This window comes from Rugosimonospora africana, assembly GCF_016862975.1.
Lineage (GTDB): Bacteria > Actinomycetota > Actinomycetes > Mycobacteriales > Micromonosporaceae > Rugosimonospora > Rugosimonospora africana.
In genome coordinates this window covers 123,693-142,879 of sequence record NZ_BONZ01000043.1, presented here as the reverse complement: position 1 = coordinate 142,879, position 19,187 = coordinate 123,693, and the positions used below count along the sequence as shown (strand labels likewise).

Genomic DNA, 19,187 nt, shown 5'->3' with positions numbered 1-19,187 from the left:
CCTGGCCAAGAGTCGGCTCAGTGCAACGAGGCTGGAGGACCTTGATGCACAATCCCCGGAATCTGAATTCACTTTCGCAGATGAGGAAACGTTCCCGAGTCAGGAGAGGAGTGCTCGCCGCAGCGGCAGCGCTGGCCATCGCGGTGTTCGGGCTTCCCGGTGCCGGTCAGGCCGCGGCGGGCGGCGGCACGGGTAAGTCCACCAAGCCGAACGTCCAGGCGCTGTGCCCGGCTCCGGAGAAGGGCGAGGCCACCTGCTTCGCGATGCGGCGCCTGGATGCCAAGCACGCCAAGGGGATCCAGCCGGCGGTGACACCGGACGGTTTCGGTCCGGCCGATCTGGCCAGCGCCTACCAGTTGCCGGCTGGCGGTGGAGCCGGCGCGACTGTCGCCATCGTGGACGCGTTCGACAACCCGAACGCCGAAGCCGACCTGGCTGTATACCGCGCGCAGTACGGTTTGCCGGCATGCACGACCGCCAATGGCTGTTTCCGTAAGGTCGATCAGCGTGGCGGCACCAACTACCCGCCCGGCGACATCGGTTGGGGCGGTGAGATCACGCTCGACCTCGACATGGTCTCCGCCGTCGCGCCGGCCGCGCACATCCTGCTCGTCGAGGCCGACGACAACCAGGACATCAACCTCGCCGACGGTGTCGACGAGGCGGTCGCGCTGGGCGCGAAGTACGTGTCGAACAGCTACGGTACGGGCTACACCAGCACCCCGGGCAGCGGTGAGGACCCGTCCGACCCGACGGTGATGGACCCGCACTACAACCACCCGGGTGTGGCCGTGGTGGCCAGCACGGGTGACGACGACTACGGCGTGTCGTACCCGGCCGCGTCGCCGTACGTGACCGCGGTCGGCGGCACCTCGCTGGTCCGCGACTCCAGCGCACGGGGCTGGTCCGAGACCGTGTGGCACAACTCGCACGGTGGCCCGGGCAGCGGTTGCTCGCTGTACGAGCCGAAGCCCGCGTTCCAGCACGACACCGGGTGCGCCAAGCGCACCGAGGCCGACGTGTCCGCGGTGTCCGACCCGGAGACCGGGGTCGCGGTGTACGACACCTACGGCGACAGCGGTTGGGACATCTTCGGCGGTACCAGTGCGGCGTCGCCCATCATCGCGGGCGTGTACGCGGTTGCCGGGACCCCGGTGGCGGGCAGCTACCCGAACTCCTACCCGTACCTGACGCCCAGCGCGCTCAACGACGTGACGACCGGTTCCAACGGCACCTGTAGTCCGACGTACCTGTGCACCGCCGGGGCGGGTTACGACGGGCCGACCGGACTCGGTACCCCCAAGGGCATCACGGCGTTCGCCACCACGCCACACGGCGACATCGTCGGCACAGTCACCGACGCGGCAACCGGCGCACCCGTCGCGGGCGCGGCGGTGTCCACGTCGGCAGGCACCGCGTCGACCGACGCGGCGGGCCACTACGACATCGTCGTGCCGGTTGGCAGCTACACCCTGACCGTGTCCGCCTACGGCTACAGCACCTCGACCGTGACCGGCGTCGCGGTCGCCGACGGCGCGACCGTCACCGAGAACGTGTCGCTGACCGCGATCCCCAGCTCGACGGTCACTGGTACCGTCACCGACGGCTCGGGCCACGGCTGGCCGCTGTACGCGAAGATCACCGTGGACGGCGTGCCCGGTGGGCCGGTGTTCACCGATCCGTACACCGGGCACTACAGCATCCAGTTGCCGCAGGGGCAGACCTACCACCTCAACGTGACAGCGAACTATCCCGGGTACTCCGGTGTCACGCACGACGTGACGGTCGGCGCCGGTGACGTGGTCGCCAACGTCGCGGTACCCGTCGACTCGGCAAGCTGCAACGCGCCCGGGTACCAGCCTTCGTTCACCGGTACCACCCAGACGTTCGACACCACGTCGACTCCGGCCGGCTGGACGGTGAGCAACGCGACCGCCAACGGTGGCTGGGAGTTCGACGATCCCGAGCCGCGAGGAAACAACACCGGCGGCACCGGGCACTTCGCCATTGTGGACAGTGACTACCTCGGCTCGGGTAAGGCCGAGGACACCACGCTGACCACGCCCGTGACGGACTTCTCCGGCTCCGCGTCCGGCGCTCCCGACGTCAGCTTCGACACCGACTACAAGTCGTTCACCAACGGGTACGCCAACGTCGATGTCACCGTGGACGGCGGTGCGACCTGGACCAACCTCTGGCACCACACCAACGACTCGGTCACCGGGCCGGCGCACGTGGACATCCCGCTGCCTCAGGCCGCCGGGAAGTCCGCGGTGCAGGTGCGGTTCCACTACGCCGGTACATGGGCGTACTGGTGGGAGGTCGACGACGTGTTCCTGGGTGCGCGCAGCTGCGACCCGGTGCACGGTGGCCTGGTGCTCGGCCAGGTGACCGACGCCAACACCAAGGCCGGCATCCTCGGTGCCACTGTGTCCACTTCGGACTCGGCGGCGGCGCACGGTACCAGCGCGGCCACCCCGGATGACCCGAACCTGGGCGACGGCTTCTACTGGCTGTACTCCCCGGTCACCGGGGCGCACAAGTTCACCGCGGCGAAGAAGAGCTACACCTCGCTGACCAAGTCGGTGAACGTGGCCGCCAACTTCACCACGAAGGCGAACTTCGCGCTGACCGCGGGCCAGCTCAAGGTGACCCCGGCCAGCATCGACAAGACCCTGCCGTGGCAGGGTTCGGCCACCGCGACGCTGACCGTGAAGAACACCGGCGGTCAGCCCGCCACGCTGAACATCAGCGAACAGGCCGGCGGATTCCAGCTGCTGACTCAGGGCGGGGCGCCGCTGAACCTGGTTCACACCACGGTGAGCCGGGGATCCATGGCCGCGGCCGTCAAGGGGATGAAGGCGGCCGGCAAGGCACCGGCCGACGCATCGCCGGCGGCCGCGCCGTGGACGTCGATCGCCGACTACCCGGTCACCATCCAGGACAACCTGGTCGGCCTCTTCGACGGCAAGCTCTACTCCGCGTTCGGCTACAACGGTGGCGATGACCTGGCCGACCTGTACGCGTACGACCCGGACACCGGTAGCTGGACCAAGTTGGCCAGCGCGACGGACACCCGGGAGCACCCGGGTGGCGGGTTCATCAACGGCAAGCTGATCGCCGCCGGAGGCTGGGGCATCAGCGGTGCCCCGGACGCCAAGGTGGAGATCTACGATCCGGCCACGAACGCCTGGTCGACCGGGGCGAACAACCCCAAGCCGTACTCGGCCGCGGGTAGCGCGGTGCTCGGCACCAAGCTGTACCAGGTGGGCGGCTGCAGCGCGAACGCCTGCGGCAACACCGATGTCGAGGTGTACGACACGGCGACCAACTCGTGGGCCAGTGCCGCCGCCTACCCGGAGGCGACCGCGTGGGAGTCCTGCGGTGGCATCTCCGGCAAGGTGTACTGTGCCGGCGGTACCACCGACGACGCGAGCATCAAGCACGCGTACGTGTACGACCCGGCAGGCGACTCCTGGTCCCCGATCGCCGATCTGCCGATCGACCTGTGGGGCTCGGGCACCACGACGGCCGGCGGGAAGCTGCTCGTCTCCGGCGGCGTCACCGACGACAGCGCGACGGTGACCAACCAGGGATACGCCTACGACCCGGCCACCGGGCAGTGGGCCGCGCTGCCGAACTCGAACAACTCGCTCTACCGCGGCGGCAGCGCCTGCGGCTTCTACAAGATCGGCGGTAACCCCGGCGGGCAGTTCGTGCCGCCGGTGGCCAAGTCCGAGGTACTGCCCGGGTTCGTCGACTGTGCCAGCGGCGCGTCCGATGTCAGTTGGCTGTCGGCGAACCCGACCAGCCTGACGCTGGCGGCGGGCGCGAGCGCGACGGTGACCGTGACGCTGAACGCCGGTGTCCCGGACATCACCCAGCCGGGTACGTTCACCGCGAAGCTGGCGTTCGACTCGGACACGCCGTACACGCTGGCGCCCGTGGACGTCACGATGACGGTCAATCCCCCGAAGACGTGGGGGAAGATCGCCGGTACCGTCACGTCGGCGACCGGGGCACCGATCGCCGGGGCGACCGTCCAGATCGATACCTGGGCGACGAGCTACACGCTGAAGACCGACAAGAACGGCCAGTACGCGTTGTGGCTCGACGTTCGCAACAACCCGCTCCAGTTGATCGTCGCCAAGGACGGGTTCCAGCCGCAGGTACGCACAATAAAGATCACTAAGGGTGTCACAACGACGGCGGACTTCTCGCTGAAGCCCGCCTGACGCACGCGTTCCGTGGCGGGCCACCCGGCCCGCCACGGACGTGTCCGAATGTTCTGACCACCGTTCATCCGACCCGCCATTGACCACGACGGGGGAACAGGCATTATCTAGCCATGGCGGGACGACCTGCGGCCAACAGAGGGTACGCGAGGCGATACGCCGCGCTGTTGACCGGATTCGTCGCGTGCCTCAACGCGTTCGCCCTCTGCGGCTGCAGCAGCGGCGCGAGCGGCTCCGATTCCGCCGGAGTGACCGGCCCCGTCGCGACAGACCAGCCGAGCATGGTGCCGGGCCTGGCCCCTCAGGGCCACGCCCTCGGCGAGAGCGCGCAGTCGAGCAGCGGCTTCGTCTCCGTGACCGTGTTCTCCTACGAACAGCCGACCGCCGGCGCGGTTCCTCCGGACCGGTCGGGCGACGAATGGGCCGCCGCCGACGTCCAGACCTGCGCCGAGACGGGTTCCGTGTTCCAGGCCACGGTCAGTAACGCGCCTTGGTCGCTGAGTTACCCCGACGGCACGGCGCTCATTCCGACTCGGGCCACCGCCGCACAATTCCCCCAGCCGGCGTACCCGATCAGTCCGCGCAGCCTGGCGCCGGGCCAATGCCTGCGGGGCTGGGTGGTGTTCGCGGTTCCGGCCGGCAGGCGCCCGCAGGTGATCCGGTACGCCCCGCAAGGCGCCACCCCCATCGACTGGCTCATACAGTAGGTGGCGTGAAGGCTCAGGTACCGGTCGAGCAGCGCCGGGCGAGGTTGGCGTGGCGGCACCATCTGGCGGGCGCGGAGGCCGGGACCGGCACGGCTGGTCTTGCGGCAGGCCCGGCTGGTGCGGCTGGTCTTGCGGCGGGCTCGGCTGGCAAGGCGGCGGGTGCGCCGGCCTGGGACGGCGCCGCGTTCGCCGCGCGGGTCGCGGAGGATCTGGTCGCGCTGCACAGCACCGACCCGGCCACGGTGTTTCTGTCTCTGGCCGCGAGGTCGCCGGCGATGCGGGTGCCGGCCGTACGGAAGCCGGCCGCGCGGAAGCCGGCAGTACGGAAGCCGGCCGTGCGGGAGCCAGCGCAGATCGCGCCAGCCGATATCGAGCGTGCTCTCTACGAGGATCGGACACTCATGCGCATGCTCGGCATGCGCCGCACCGTTTTCGTGGTGCCCACCGATCTGGTCGCGGTCGTGCAGGAGTCGACGATGCCGGCGATCGCGGCACGGCAGCGCAAGCTGCTGCTCGGATTGCTCACCGAGGCGGGCGTCGCCGAGGATCCGGAAGCCTGGCTCGCCGAGGTTGAGGACGCCACCGTCAAGGCTCTGGCCGCCCGGGGCGAGGCGACGGCGGCCACGCTGTCGCGGGACGAGCCGCGGCTGCGTACCCAGGTCGTGGTCTCTCCGGACAAGTCGTACGGTGGCGCCTTCAACATCACCAGTCGCCTCCTGCTCGTCCTCGCCGCCCAGGGGCGGATCGTCCGGGGCCGTCCGCGCGGATCGTGGCTCAGCACCCAGTACAGCTGGTCCCCGATCGAACGCTGGGTGCCCGCCGGGATGCCGGAGTGGTCGCCCGCCGACGCCCGAGTGGAGCTGGCCCGGCGCTGGCTCACGGGGTACGGGCCGGGGACCGCCGACGACCTCAAATGGTGGACGGGCTGGACGATGGGCGAGGTCAAGCGGGCGCTTGCCGGGCTGGACACCGTCGAGGTGGATCTGGACGGGGTTTCCGGTCTGGTACTCGCGGAGGACGCGGATGAGGTACCGGTGGCACCTCCGTCGGCCGTCCTGCTTCCCGCGCTCGATCCGACCGTGATGGGCTGGGCCGGTCGGGACTGGTACGTGGGGGAACACCGGCCCGTGCTCTTCGACCGCAACGGCAATGCCGGTCCGACCGTGTGGTGGGACGGCCACGTGGTCGGCGGCTGGGCACAGCGCGGGGACGGAGAAATCGCGGTACGCCTGCTGGAGGACGTCGGCAGGGAGGCGCGCGCCGCGATCGACGCGGCGGCGGCGGCGACCGGGGCATGGCTCGGCGACGTCCGGATCACGCCACGATTCCGCACCCCGCTGGAGACGGAGCTGAGTCAGCCCGACCGCTGACGGAGTTCCTCCAAGCGGCGGGCGCCGTACTCCGGCTCGGCCACCCAGCAGGTGGCGGCCTCCCACGCGACTCCCGCCGTCACCAGCGTCTCGCGGTCGACCGGAGCACCGGTGGGTACGTCTTCCGGGAGCAACGCGAAGTCGAACCAGGGGACGTCGACCCGTGCTTCGTCCCAGTCCAGGAGGACCGCCCCGCCGTCGTTGATCAGTGCGTTGCCGGCTCCCACGTCTCCGTGGTTGACACACTCCGTACCGGTGAGGATCGGTTGCCAGGCGGCGCGTACCGCGCGTACCGCCTCGGGTGGCATCGCGTCCAGGCGTACGTCTCCGCCGCGACCGGACACGGACAGCTCACGGGCGGAGGCGAATCCCGGACGCTGGGGCCAGCCCCTCGTGAGGTCATGTACGGCGGTCAGCACCCGGACGATGTCCCGCCAGTCGCCCTCACCGGCCGGTGGGTGCCCGTCGACGAATTCGTTGACCAGCACACCGCCGACGTGGCGTCGCCCGTCATCGGTGGGAACCAGCGTGGGCACGCCGATGCCATGGTTCGACAGGTAGGACAACAGGTCCAGCTCCCACTCCAGGGCCGGGTGCGCCCGCGTGGATCGCCGTACCACGAACCGTTGTCCGCCGCGCTCGGCGAGAACCACCTCGTTGCGGGCACCGCCGGCCAGTGGCCGGACGAGTTCGATGCCGGACCACGGTGCGACCGTCTCCTGCCGCATCACCATCGTCCGATGATGCCAGCCGCTTCGACAGCGAGCGGACATCGTCGGCGAGCGGGGTCGGCCTGACGACGTCGGCGGGGTCGGCTTGAAGGGGTCGGCCTGACGGGGTCGGCGAGGTCGGCTTGACGGGGTCGGCTTGACGGGGTCAGCCTGACGGGGTCGGCCTGACGGCGCCGGGCGGGGGGTGCGGGTTGGTTCAGGTGGGTGGGCTGGGTCCGAGCCCGGGCCCGGGTCCGGTGCGGTGGTCCCGGATTTCGTAGGGAGTGCCGTTGGGGCGGGTCGCGGTCACGCTTCCGGTGCGGTCGTCGAGATGGATGCGCCAGCGGCCTTCGTGGACCAGGGTGTGGTGGAAGCGGCACATCGCCAATTCCTCAGTTTCTTTGGGCGGGAGTTGGGCTGCGCGGCAGGCGTTCCGGCTTGGTGGGGTGACCGGAGTGTTGTGTTGGAGACAGGACCGCCCGCGCTGGCAGCCGTTAGGTGATTCAAAGAGTACGGGTCAGACCTACGAACGGGACCTGGTGCGACAAGGTCAGCTATGACATCGTCGACCTGACGGTTCCGGCCTGGACTGAGGTGGCATGGAAGCGAACTCATTGCACAGGCTCATGAACGACGCTGCCGCTGCGGTAGCCCACGACGTTTCGTCGCATCGTCACGCCGGAGCGGCGACCGAAGCGTGGCCGGCCGAGAGCGAGGTGGTCGCACTATGCGCGTCGTTGGCTGGTGCGTCCAGCTCTCAGCGAGCGCGGTTTCGCGCGGAGCTCGGTCACCGTCAGCGCGTTGTCCTTGGCCGTTTTGGCGCCCGGTCCGTCGCTGTCGCCCTGCGCGAGAGCTCGCCGGCACGACTGAGGGTCGGCCTCATCGCGATTGCGCTTGAGGATACGAATGCCGATCCGCGGGATTTGATGGTCACGGTCGCTCCACATCACCACGTCGCGCGTCAACTGGGGCTGGCTCCGGCCGAGATTTTCGACGAAGCCGCGTCATTCGCGAACCCTGACACCGCGGCCGTGTTACGCGCCTTCGGACGGCGTACCGACGTGACCCCAGAGGCATTCGGGTTCCGGCCGTTCGATACACCGGTCGACCCGCGCATTGCATGAGGAGTTGAGGGCCGGGCAGTCACTCCCTGAGCTTCTATGGGTGGGTTGGCAGCCGGGTCTGGACGCCGCCGTGGCACATGTAGATCATTTCGATGAGGTTGTCGAGGCTGGCGTAGCCGTTGGCGCAGCGTTGGATGAGGCGGACGCCGGCGTTGATTCCTTCGATGCGGGAGTTGGATAGCCGGTGGGTGATGGCGGCGATGATGCCGTCGAAGTGGTGGCGGATGCGCCGAGCCAGGGTCATGAAGGCGTTGATGTTGGAGCGGGTGGCGGCGCGGCACCACTTGTCCAGGTGCCGGGCGGCGGCCTTCACCGTCAGTCCTTGGTAGAGGCCGCGGAGGTTCTCCTTGAGCTTCCAGGCCCGGAAGCTGCTTTCGCTTGATGCGTAGTTGGTCGATGACGGCCTTGCCGGTGGTGTCGAGGTTCTCGGCGGCGGCGCGGAGGGTGGCGCGGACTTTCTGCCAGGTCTTGGCTGGGGACAGCCCGTCGACCTGGATCGGGGTGCCGTCGCGTGGGGTGGCTAGGTGGACCTGATCGAGGGCTTCCCCGGCCCATTGATCAGGTGAAAGGGGTCGTAGCAGATCGCCGCTTGGGGTAGGTGGGTTCGGGCGGCTTCCCGGTAGATGCGGGTCGTGTCCATGCTGATGGCCCGGATCCGTTCGCGGCCAGCCTTGCCGAGGGTGTCTAGGAAGGTGATCAGCGCGGTCAGGTACGCAGCAGCGTGGCGACCGGTCATAGGTTGCCGGGCTGGTGCGCCCGCAGGGGCGGCGCAGTCGCCGGGACCGTAGCCGCACGCTGACCAGGATCTGGGCGGCGCTGAACACCACCTTTTCCACGACCGTTCCGGAAAAGCCCAACAGACGGTTGAACGCAGCAGTGACGCGCACGTGTGTCTCCTCGGGTAGAAGATCTTGGTCGACTTCCACACGAGGTAGCACGTGCGCGTCCTTCTGTCCGTCACGACACTCCGGTCACCCCACCAAGCCGGAACGCCTGCCGCACAGCCCAACTCCCGCCCATAGAAACCCAGGAATTGGCACGCATGTACGAACCCTAAACCGACCCACCGACACAACCCGACCCCCAACCAAGACCACTTCAGATAGCGAACGACGTTGACGGATATCGATGTATACCGCTATCTTCAGCTAGCGGAAACCGCTTTCCGACTGGCGCGCCGACGCGGCGCGGCGCCTGCGCGCGCAACGCCGACGCCGCCAATGCGCGCACACGCACGACTCCCGGCCACCCCGCTCCCCCGAGGTCAGACATGAACCCACTCACCGCACACCGACAACTCCCCGCAACGGCCGCCCCCAGAAGAGCCGCTGCCATCGCCGCCACGGCCCTCGTCGCCGCCACGGCCCTCATCGGTTTCGGCCACGCCGCAGCCGCCGCGTCATCGTCCGTCGTCGCCAAGGACGGCAGCGGCAACTACACCACCGTGCAGGCCGCCGTGAACGCGGTACCGGCGAACAACGCCAGCCGCTACACCATCACCATCAAGGCCGGCACGTACCGGGAAATCGTCAACATCCCGTCGAACAAGCCGTACATCTCGTTCGTCGGCGCCGGCAGTAGCGCCAGTGCCGTCGTCATCACGTACGACAACGCCAGCGGCACCCCCAAGCCGGGCGGCGGCACGTACGGCACCTCGGGCAGCGCCTCGGTCACCATCGCGGGCCACGACTTCACCGCGTCGAACCTCACGTTCTCCAACTCGTTCAACGAAGCCGGCCACCCGGAGATCACCAGCCAGCAGGCCGTCGCCGTGCTGACGAGTACCGACCGGTTGACGTTCGACAACGTACGATTCCTCGGCAACCAGGACACGCTGTACCTGAACAGCGCGGCCACCACCACACGCGGGCGGGTCTACCTGCACGCCTGCTATGTCGAGGGCGACGTGGACTTCATCTTCGGCCGGGGCACCGCTGTCTTCAACGGCTGCCAGATCAACTCGCTCAACCGAGGATCGTCGAGCAACAACGGGTACGTGACCGCCGCGTCGACGGACATCGGCAACCCGTACGGGTTCCTGTTCTACCGCTGCACACTGACCAGCCCGGCCGCGGTCAAGTCGGTGTACCTGGGCCGGCCCTGGCACCCGAGCGGTGACCCGAACGCGATCGGTCAGGTGCTGTACCGCGAGTCGACACTGGGCGCGCACATCAAGGACGCACCCTGGACGGACATGTCCGGCTTCTCGTGGAAGGACGCCCGGTTCTCCGAGTACCACGACACCGGAACGGGCGCGTCGGTCAACAGCAACCGGCCGCAACTGGCCGATTCGCAGGCGGCGACGTACACGCCTCAGCGGTACCTCGCCGGCAGCGACGGCTGGAACCCGGTCCAGTAACGGTCGAGCGGTCGCGGGTCCGATGGGGCCCTCTCCGACTGGTCTGGCTCGGCGCGTCTGACGCCGCGCGGCGACCCAGACCAGTCGTCCGCCGACAGCAGAACCGCCGGGGGCTAGAGGATCCCGCCGTCCCGAGTCCGCGCCTTCAGCCGAGTGGTCGGCATCTCCGGAGCCAGCAAGCGAGGGCCGCCGAACCCGTGCACCTCACCGAACCGGCGTTGCGCCTGCCAGTCCTCGCGGGCCTGCAGGATCTCCTCGTGCGAACGACCCACGAAGTTCCACCACATCACCAACGGCTCGTCGAACGGCTCGCCACCGAGCAGGAAAAGCCGGGCACCGTCGCGGCCGTTGAGGTCCAGGTGCGTGCGGCCACGCCCGAGGTACAGCAGGATTCCCGGAGACAGTTCGGCGTCGGCGACCTGCGCGGTGCCGTTCATGGCGAGTACCGCGTACTCGAAGCCACTCTCCAGCGACAACCGCATGCCCGCACCCGCGTCCAGCACGATCTCCGCCCCGACGAGCGGCGTGTGGACCAGCGCGGGTGACCGCTGTCCGCCCAGTTCTCCGGCGACGACGGTGGTGCGCACCCCGTCACCGGTGAGCACCGGCAGTTCGGGATAGTGGTCGAAGCGGGGCTCGCCGTGCCGCGCGGATTCGGGCAGCGCCACCCAGAGTTGGAGCCCGTGGATGACCGGCGGGTGCTCGGTCGGCGACTCCTCGGAGTGGGCGATGCCTCGGCCGGCGGACATCAGGTTCATCGCCCCGGGCGTGATGCGGGCCACGCTGCCGAGGCTGTCACGGTGCATGACTTCGCCGTCGACGAGCCACGTGACGGTCTGAAGCCCGGTGTGCGGGTGCGGCCCGATGCTCATGCCGGGCCGGCCGGCGACGTCGTCGGGGCCGAAGTGGTCGACGAAGCACCACGCTCCGACCATGCGGAGGCTGCGTTGGGGCAACAGCCGCCGTACGGTCGAGTAACGGCCCAGTGGCACATCGTGCCCGGGGAGCAGAACGCTGGCTGGGTCGAGAACGGTGGCCACTCCGGCGTCGTACGGGGTGGTCTGCGGTCCGGGTTCCGGGTTGTTCACGACTTCGACTGTAGGCCCTGTCCCGCCGATCACCGGAGGATCGAACCAGCGACTCAGCCGAACAGGTCCCGGGGCGGAGCCGGGGAGGCCACCGCGGTCGCGTCGGTGACCGGTTGGGCGCCCGAGGAGAACCTGTCCAGGTCGGCCCCGTGCAGCAACCGGGCCGGAAACGCTTCGGTGGCCGCCGAGCGCGCCAGCGCGGCGACCGGCAGCCCGGCGCCGGCGACCAGCACCAGGTTGCCGAACCGGCGACCGCGCAGCACACCGGGCTCGGCCATCAGGCACACGTCGTCGAACACCGCGCGTAGGGTGGCGACCTGGCCGCGGCTGAACGCCAGGGGCGCGGCGTCGGCCAGGTTCACCGCGTACCAGCCGCCGGGGCGGAGCACTCGGCACACCGCTTCGGCGAATTCCACGGACGCGAACCGGGCCGGCATCTGCGTCCCCCCGTACACGTCGGCCACCACCAGGTCGTGCCGGGCCGGGCCGGAGCCTTCCACGGCCTCACGCGCGTCGGCCACCCGTACCCGCAGGTCGGCGCCGCGCGGCAGGGGAAGCACCCGGCGTACCAGGGCGGTCAGCGCACCGTCCCGCTCCACCGCACGCTGCACGGAACCGGGCCGGGTGGCGGCCACGTACCGGGGCAGGGTCAGCGCTCCGCCGCCCAGGTGCAGTACGCGCAGCGGCTTGCCGGGCAGCGCGGCGACATCGACGACGGAGGCGAGCCGGCGCACGTACTCGAATTCCAGGTACCGGGGATCCTCAGCGTCCACGTAGGAGTGTTGAACGCCATCGATGAGGAGTGTCCAGCCGCCGGGCCGGTCGCCGTCGGGTACCAGTTCGGCCGTACCGAAGTCGACCTGCTCACTGATCCCCGCCGCGCCACGCCTGCCCACCGGCCAAGGCTACCGGCGGGCGGGAAGCTCCGGAGTCGCGGTGTCCAGCGGGACGCTGACCGACCGGACCAGGCCGACCTGGACGATCTGCCGGCGCAGTACCGCGTCCAGCGCCCAGTCCACCGCGATCCGGGTCCGGTTGGAGGGCATCGCCAACAGGTGGTACCCCCGGGTGACCGCCTTCGCCGGCAAACCGGACATCGGGATGCCCAGCGGATTCGCCGCCGCCGCGGAGTCACCCAGGTCGACCACGAAGCCGAGATCCCGGTGCTTGTACTGGCGCCGCCGGCCCTGGCCGTACGAGGCCGCCACGTTGTGCGCCACGGTCTTGCCCTGGCGCTGGGCGTGCTGCGCGGTCATCGGGGTGATTTCGCCGGGCCGGGTGAGGTCCGGTACCGCGGCGGCATCGCCACACGCGTAGATCTCCGGGTGTCCGGGGACGGTCAGGTACTCGTCGACGACGAGCCGGCCCTTGCGGGTCTCCAACCCGAGCGAGTCCACGAACGGGTCGGGCCGCACGCCCACACACCAGATCAGCGAGTGGGTACCGACGAATTCGCCGTCGGAGAGCTTGACCCCGGTCGGCGTCGCCTCCTGGACCGAGGTGCCGGTGCGCACGTCGACTCCGCGCCCGCGCAGCACCCGGTCGGCGGTGACGGACAGCCGCTGGTCGAGTTCGGGCAGCACCCGGGACGCGACGTCGATCAGGATCCAGTGCGGCTTCAGCTCACCGATCTGCGGCGCCCGGTACGCCATGATTTCGGTGTAGAGCTGCCCGTGCGCGCACACCTCGACGCCGGTGTACCCCGCACCCACCACGACGAAGGTGCTGCGCGCCCGGCGTTCCTCCGGATCGCTGGCGGCGGAGGCGAGCTCGAGCTGCCTGGTCATGTGGTCCCGCAGGTACATCGCCTCGGGCAGGCCACGGAACCCGTGCGCGTGCTCGGCCACCCCGGGAATCGGCAGCAGCCGGTTGACGCTGCCGGCCGCCAGCACCAACCGGTCGTAGCCGAGCTGCCCGTGGCCGCCGTCCGGGTTGACGTAGCTGACCCGGCGACGGTCGACGTCCACCGCGATCGCCTCGCCGAGGACCAGCCGTACCCCGGGCAGGGTGCCGGGCAGCGACACGGACGCGTGCGGCGGCTCCAGGATTCCGGTGGCCACTTCGGGGAGCAGGGGAAGGTACAGAAAGTAGTCGGTCGGGTTCACCAAGACGATCTCGGCTCGGCCTCGGGCGCGCCGGAGCAGGGAACGGGCCGCATGGTAGCCGGCAAAGCCGGCCCCGACGATGACAATCCGTGGAATGCGGCCGCCGGCGGGGCGTGGATCAGCCATGACCGCCGTCCTACCCTCGGGTGCGCGCCGGCAAACCCGGCCCGCGCGGCACGTTTGTCAGCCCGGGGCCTGGGAAGAGGCTGCGCAGGCGGCCGGCAGGGCGGTCGGGAGGTGAAGCGTGGGCGTCTCGGCGTGGCTTCGCAGGTGGCCGGTGTACCGGCAACTGACCGGCGCCGACCCGTTCGCCCGCGGCTCGGCCACGAGGTCCGCCGGTACGGACGCGCTGACCCCCCGTACCGCGACCGCGGACCGGGTGGTGCCATCGATCTGCCCGTACTGCGGGGTGGGCTGCGCGCAGAACGTCTACGTCCGCGACGGGCGGGTGGTCCAGATCGAGGGCAACCCGGACTCGGTGATCAGCCGGGGCCGGCTGTGTCCCAAGGGTGCGGCGAGCCTCCAGCTCACCACCGGAGCGGGCCGCCGGTACGACGTGCTGTACCGCCGGCCGTACGGCACGGACTGGGAACCGCTGGACCTGGCGACCGCGATGGACATGGTGGCCGACCGGGTGGTCCAGACCCGCCGGGACACCTGGGAGTGGGACCAGGAGGGGGCACGGACCCGGCGCACGCTGGGCATCGCGAGCCTGGGCGGCGCGACGCTGGACAACGAGGAGAACTACCTCATCAAGAAGCTGTTCACCGCGCTGGGCGTGGTCCAGGTGGAGAACCAGGCCCGGGTGTGCCACAGCTCGACGGTGGCCGGCTTGGGGACCTCGTTCGGTCGGGGCGGATCCACGACGTACATGCAGGATCTCCAGAACTCCGACTGCATCGTCATCGAGGGCTCGAACTTCGCCGAGGCGCACCCGGTCGGCTTCCAGTGGGTGATGGAGGCGAAGGCGCGCGGTGCCACGGTCATCCACGTGGATCCCCGGTTCAGCCGGACCAGCGCCCTGGCCGACCTGTTCGTGCCGATCCGGGCCGGTACCGACATCGCGTTCCTCGGCGGGCTCATCCATCACGTGCTGGAGACTGGCGCGTACTTCGAGGAGTACGTCCTCAACTACACCAACGCCGGCACCATCGTCGACGACGAGTTCCGCGACACCGAGGACCTGGCCGGGGTGTTCTCCGGCCTGCGCGACGACCACCCGCACTACGAGTGGGACGGCTGGACCTACGCGGGCGTCGTCGCCTCGGCGGCGATCGGCCAGCGGGAACACAAGTTCGACGGCACCGACGGCAACGGGCAGACGGTCGCGGAGGCGGCCCAGCCCGAGGCTCACGGCAATCTCGGGCCGGCACTGCGTGGCGAGCCGAGGGCCGACAACACTCTCCAGGATCCGCGTTGCGTGTTCCAGATCCTGCGCCGGCACTACTCGCGGTACACCGCCGAGATGGTCGAGCGCGTCTGCGGCATCCCGCAGGAGTTGTTCGGCCGGGTGTGCGCGACGCTGACCGCGAACTCGGGGCGGGAGCGGACGACGGCGTTCGCGTACGCGGTGGGGTGGACCCAGCACACCGTGGGGGTGCAGTACATCCGGGCGGCCTCGGTGCTTCAGCTCCTGCTGGGCAACATCGGCCGGCCGGGCGGCGGCATCATGGCACTGCGCGGGCACGCCAGCATCCAGGGCTCCAGCGACATCCCGACGCTGTTCGACCTGCTTCCCGGGTACCTGCCGATGCCGCACGCGCACGTCCACGAGGACCTGCGCAGCTATTTGGCACGCAACGGCTCGGACAAGGGCTACTGGGCCAACATGAAGGCGTACCTGGTGAGCCTGCTCAAGGCGTACTTCGGCGACGCGGCCACCGCGGACAACGACTGGTGTTTCGACTACCTGCCCCGGATCACCGGCGGCCACAGCACCTACGACACGGCGCTGGCCCAGCGCGACGGGGTGTGCAAGGGCTACTTCCTGCTGGGCGAGAACCCGGCGGTCGGCTCGGCCAACACCCGGGTACAGCGGCTGGGCATGGCCAACCTGGACTGGCTGGTGGTCCGCGACTTCAACCTGATCGAGAGCGCGACCTGGTGGAAGGACGGCCCGGAGATCGAGTCCGGCGAACTGTCCACACAGGACAACCGGACCGAGGTGTTCTTCTTCCCCGCCGCCGCGCACACCGAGAAGGCGGGCAGCTTCACCAACGCCAACCGGATGGTGCAGTGGCACGATCAGGCGGTGGACGCGGCCGGTGAGGCGCGCAGCGACCTGTGGTTCATATACCACCTCGGGCGCAGGATCCGGGAAAAGCTGGCCGGCTCGACCGAGCCGATGGACCGTCCGGTGCTCGACCTCACCTGGGACTACCCGGTGTCCGGCCCGCACGACGAGCCGGACGCCGAGGCGGTACTGGCCGAAATCAACGGACGGGGGGCCGACGGTTCTCCGCTGTCCAGCTACGACCAGCTCACCGACGACGGCTCGACCACCTGCGGTTGCTGGATCTACTGCGGCATCTACCGGGACGGGGTCAACCAGGCCGCCCGGCGCAAGCCGTGGACGCAGCAGAGCTGGGTCGGCGGCGAGTGGGCCTGGTCCTGGCCGGCCAACCGGCGCACGCTCTACAACCGCGCCTCGGCCGACCCAAACGGCAAGCCGTGGAGCGACCGCAAGACGCTGGTCTGGTGGGACGAGGAGAGCGGGCGCTGGCGCGGGCACGACGTGCCGGACTTCCCGCCGACCCGGGCGCCCTCCTACCGGCCGGATCCGCGGTCGCACGGGGTCGAGGCACTGTCCGGTGTGGACCCGTTCATCATGCAGTCGGACGGGAAGGGCTGGCTGTACGCGCCGGCCGGCCTGGTCGACGGCCCGCTGCCGGCGCACTACGAGCCGGAGGAGTCGCCATTTCCCAACGAGCTGTACCCGGAGCACTCCCGCAACCCGGTGCGCCGCGCGGCCGCCCGGTTCCCGGACAACCTGTTCGCGCCGAGCGGCGACGAGCCCGGCGCGGAGGTGTACCCGTACGTGGTCACCACGTACCGGCTGACCGAACACTTCACCGCGGGCGGGATGAGCCGGTGGCAGCCCTACCTCTGCGAGCTGCAGCCGGAGTTCTTCTGCGAGGTCTCCCCCGAACTCGCGGCCGAACGCGACCTGCGACACCTGGGCTGGGCCACCATCGTCACGGCGCGCAACGCCATCGAGGCGCGGGTCATCGTCACCGACCGGATGCCGCCGCTGCGGGTGGGCGGCCGCACGGTGCACCAGATCGGCCTGCCGTTCCACTGGGGACCGAACGGGTACAGCACCGGCGACGCGGCCAACGAACTCGCCCCGATCGCGTTGGATCCCAACGTGCACATCCAGGAGGACAAGGCGTTCACCGCGGACATCCGGCCGGGTCGCCGGCCACGCGGCGCGGACCGGCTCCGGCTGGTCGAGGAGTACCGCCGGCGGGCCGGCATCACCGAACAGACCGGGACGGAGGTCTGACGGCATGACCGCGCAACTCATCGCCGGGCTGCGGCTGCCGATCCGGGACGGGGATCCGGCCAGCGAAGCCGGGTATCACCAGCACCCGCCACGCAAGGGATTCTTCACCGACACCTCGGTGTGCATCGGCTGCAAAGCCTGCGAGGTGGCGTGCAAGGAATGGAACGCGATACCCGAGGACGGGCTGCGGCTGACCGGGATGTCGTTCGACAACACGGTCAAGCTCGACGCGAACAGCTGGCGGCACGTGGCGTTCATCGAGCAGCGGGTACCGGACGCCCCGCAGGGGGAACAGCTGCGCTGGTTGATGTCCTCGGACGTGTGCAAGCACTGCACCCACGCGGCATGCCTGGACGTCTGCCCGACCGGCTCGTTGCTGCGTACCGAGTTCGGCACGGTGGTCGTGCAGGAGGACGTCTGCAACGGCTGCGGGTACTGCGTTCCGGCCTGCCCGTACGGGGTCATCGACCAGCGGCAGGGCGACGGCCGGGCGTGGAAGTGCACGCTGTGCTACGACCGGTTGACGACCGGCCTGGAACCGGCCTGCGCCAAGGCATGCCCGACCGACTCGATCCAGTTCGGCGACCTGGACGAGTTGCGCACCCGGGCCGCCGCCCGGGTCGATGCCCTGCATGCCGCCGGAGTGAGCGGGGCGCGGCTGTACGGCCACGACCCGGACGACGGGGTGGGTGGCGACGGCGCGTTCTTCCTGCTGCTCGACGAGCCCGAGGTGTACGGGCTGCCCCCCGATCCGGTGGTGGGCACCAGCCGCCTGCCGTCGATGTGGAAGTACGCGGCGACGGCCGGGCTGACCCTGCTCACCGGCGTGGCGGCCAGCTTCATCGCCCGGGGACGGCCCGGATGAGCCGGTACCCCGACGGCGGTGGCCTTCCCAGCCCCGGACCGGACCAGGCGGGTGCGCACCCCGACGGCGGGCACCCCGACCGGGCAGACCGCGACCGGGCACACTCCGACGGCGGGCACTCGAATGGCGGGCACTTCGACGGCGCGCACTCCGACGGCGGGCGGCCGGAGCGGGGCGCCCGGCGGCGCTTCACCGGCGGGCGGCCGGGGACCGGCCTCGGCGACGCCACGGTGCCGGCCTTCGCGTCCTACTACGGACAGCCGATCCTGCACGCGCCGAACTGGGCGCCGGTCGACATCGCGAGCTACTTCTTCCTGGGCGGCCTGGCCGGAGCGTCCTCGGTGCTCGCCGCTGGTGCGCACGCCGCCGGGCTGCCGGCGCTGGCGCGCACCTCGAAGGTCGGCGCGGCGGTCGCGATCGGCGGCTCACTCGCCGCGCTGGTCCACGACCTGGGCCGGCCCGGCCGCTTCGTGAACATGCTGCGGGTACTCAAGCCGACGTCGCCGATGAGCATCGGATCCTGGCTGCTGTCCGGGTACGCGCCGGTGACCGTGGTGGCGGCGGCCAGCGCGCTGACCGGCCGGGCGACACGGCTGGGCGCGCTGGCGACGGGTACCGCCGGGTTGCTCGGGCCGGTCGTCGTCGAGTACACCAGCGTGCTGATCGGCGACACCGCCATACCGGCGTGGCAGGACGGGCACCGGGAGTTGCCGTTCCTGTTCGCCGGGTCGGCGGCGGCCGCGGCCGGTGGGCTCGGCATGCTCGGCGCACCGGTCGCCCAGGCCGGCCCGGCCCGGCGCACCGCGGCGTTCGGCGTGCTCGTCGACGTCTGTGCCAGCAAGCTGATGCGCCAGCGGCTCGGCATGGTCGCGGAGACCTACCAGCGCGGGCGGGCCGGGCGGCTGATGCGGGCGGCACGCGGGCTGGCCGTCGCGGGCGCGCTCGGTGGGCTGCTGCTCGGGCGGGACAACCGGGCGGCCGCGGCGATGTGCGGGGCGGCGCTGCTGGCCGGCTCGATGTGCGTCCGGTTCGCCGTGTTCGAGGCCGGCCTCGCCTCGGCCCGCGATCCGCGGTACACGGTGGTACCGCAGCGGACCCGCCGCGCCCCTTAGGCGGTAA

14 protein-coding genes and 1 pseudogene are annotated in these 19,187 nt (G+C 70.3%); 8 read left to right on the top strand and 7 right to left on the bottom strand.

Features of this window, described 5'->3' with window-relative positions:
• The first annotated feature begins 110 nt into the window (after window positions 1-110).
• The 3 genes from Raf01_RS23155 (at window position 111) to Raf01_RS23145 (ending at window position 6,312) form a co-directional block, all read left to right on the top strand.
• Window positions 111-4,235: a carboxypeptidase regulatory-like domain-containing protein gene (locus tag Raf01_RS23155; protein ID WP_239133837.1), complete on the top strand. Its 4,125-nt coding sequence runs from the start codon at window positions 111-113 to the stop codon at window positions 4,233-4,235.
• A 113-nt stretch (window positions 4,236-4,348) separates the two neighbouring features.
• A complete protein-coding gene (locus tag Raf01_RS23150) occupies window positions 4,349-4,942 on the top strand; it encodes a hypothetical protein (protein ID WP_203920055.1) in 594 nt (197 codons plus the stop codon).
• A 5-nt stretch (window positions 4,943-4,947) separates the two neighbouring features.
• A complete protein-coding gene (locus Raf01_RS23145; protein ID WP_203920054.1) occupies window positions 4,948-6,312 on the top strand; it encodes a winged helix DNA-binding domain-containing protein in 1,365 nt (454 codons plus the stop codon).
• Here the strand turns inward: Raf01_RS23145 and Raf01_RS23140 are convergent.
• Window positions 6,297-7,046, bottom strand: coding sequence for an aminoglycoside phosphotransferase family protein (locus tag Raf01_RS23140; RefSeq protein WP_203920053.1), 750 nt, complete (start codon window positions 7,044-7,046; stop codon window positions 6,297-6,299). The two genes, Raf01_RS23145 and Raf01_RS23140, sit on opposite strands and share 16 nt — an antisense overlap.
• Before the next feature lie 193 nt (window positions 7,047-7,239).
• Window positions 7,240-7,404: a hypothetical protein gene (locus Raf01_RS23135; protein ID WP_203920052.1), complete on the bottom strand. Its 165-nt coding sequence runs from the start codon at window positions 7,402-7,404 to the stop codon at window positions 7,240-7,242.
• Between the two features lie 217 nt (window positions 7,405-7,621).
• Here Raf01_RS23135 and Raf01_RS23130 point away from each other — a divergent pair, with 217 nt between their 5' ends.
• Window positions 7,622-8,146, top strand: coding sequence for a hypothetical protein (locus tag Raf01_RS23130; protein WP_203920051.1), 525 nt, complete (start codon window positions 7,622-7,624; stop codon window positions 8,144-8,146).
• A gap of 34 nt (window positions 8,147-8,180) precedes the next feature.
• Here the strand turns inward: Raf01_RS23130 and Raf01_RS23125 are convergent.
• Window positions 8,181-8,519: pseudogene (locus tag Raf01_RS23125) on the bottom strand (ISL3 family transposase); the annotation flags it as partial.
• 147 nt (window positions 8,520-8,666) lie between these two features.
• Entirely contained in the window at window positions 8,667-8,882 is a 216-nt protein-coding gene (locus Raf01_RS23120) for a transposase (protein WP_203920050.1), read from the bottom strand.
• 534 nt (window positions 8,883-9,416) lie between these two features.
• Here Raf01_RS23120 and Raf01_RS23115 point away from each other — a divergent pair.
• A complete protein-coding gene (locus tag Raf01_RS23115) occupies window positions 9,417-10,505 on the top strand; it encodes a pectinesterase family protein (protein ID WP_203920049.1) in 1,089 nt (362 codons plus the stop codon).
• 113 nt (window positions 10,506-10,618) lie between these two features.
• On the opposite strand, the gene Raf01_RS23110 is transcribed toward Raf01_RS23115, so the two are convergent.
• The 3 genes from Raf01_RS23110 to Raf01_RS23100 are packed head-to-tail and all read right to left on the bottom strand — an operon-like array spanning window position 10,619 to window position 13,824.
• Window positions 10,619-11,593, bottom strand: coding sequence for a pirin family protein (locus Raf01_RS23110; RefSeq protein ID WP_239133836.1), 975 nt, complete (start codon window positions 11,591-11,593; stop codon window positions 10,619-10,621).
• 53 nt (window positions 11,594-11,646) lie between these two features.
• A complete protein-coding gene (locus tag Raf01_RS23105; protein WP_203920048.1) occupies window positions 11,647-12,489 on the bottom strand; it encodes a spermidine synthase in 843 nt (280 codons plus the stop codon).
• 9 nt (window positions 12,490-12,498) lie between these two features.
• Complete coding sequence (locus Raf01_RS23100; protein ID WP_203920047.1) at window positions 12,499-13,824, bottom strand: NAD(P)/FAD-dependent oxidoreductase; 1,326 nt, start codon at window positions 13,822-13,824, stop codon at window positions 12,499-12,501.
• 118 nt (window positions 13,825-13,942) lie between these two features.
• Between Raf01_RS23100 and fdh the strand changes: the two genes are divergently transcribed.
• From fdh to nrfD, 3 genes are read left to right on the top strand one after another with little or no spacing between them, the layout of a single operon-like run.
• Entirely contained in the window at window positions 13,943-17,203 is a 3,261-nt protein-coding gene (gene fdh / locus Raf01_RS23095) for a formate dehydrogenase (protein ID WP_203920046.1), read from the top strand.
• Between the two features lie 4 nt (window positions 17,204-17,207).
• On the top strand, window positions 17,208-18,068 hold the full coding sequence (locus Raf01_RS23090; RefSeq protein WP_203920045.1) for a 4Fe-4S dicluster domain-containing protein: 861 nt from the start codon (window positions 17,208-17,210) through the stop codon (window positions 18,066-18,068).
• On the top strand, window positions 18,065-19,180 hold the full coding sequence (nrfD, locus tag Raf01_RS23085; RefSeq protein ID WP_203920044.1) for an NrfD/PsrC family molybdoenzyme membrane anchor subunit: 1,116 nt from the start codon (window positions 18,065-18,067) through the stop codon (window positions 19,178-19,180). Before Raf01_RS23090 ends, nrfD begins: the two co-directional genes overlap by 4 nt.
• The last annotated feature ends 7 nt before the right edge of the window (window positions 19,181-19,187 follow it).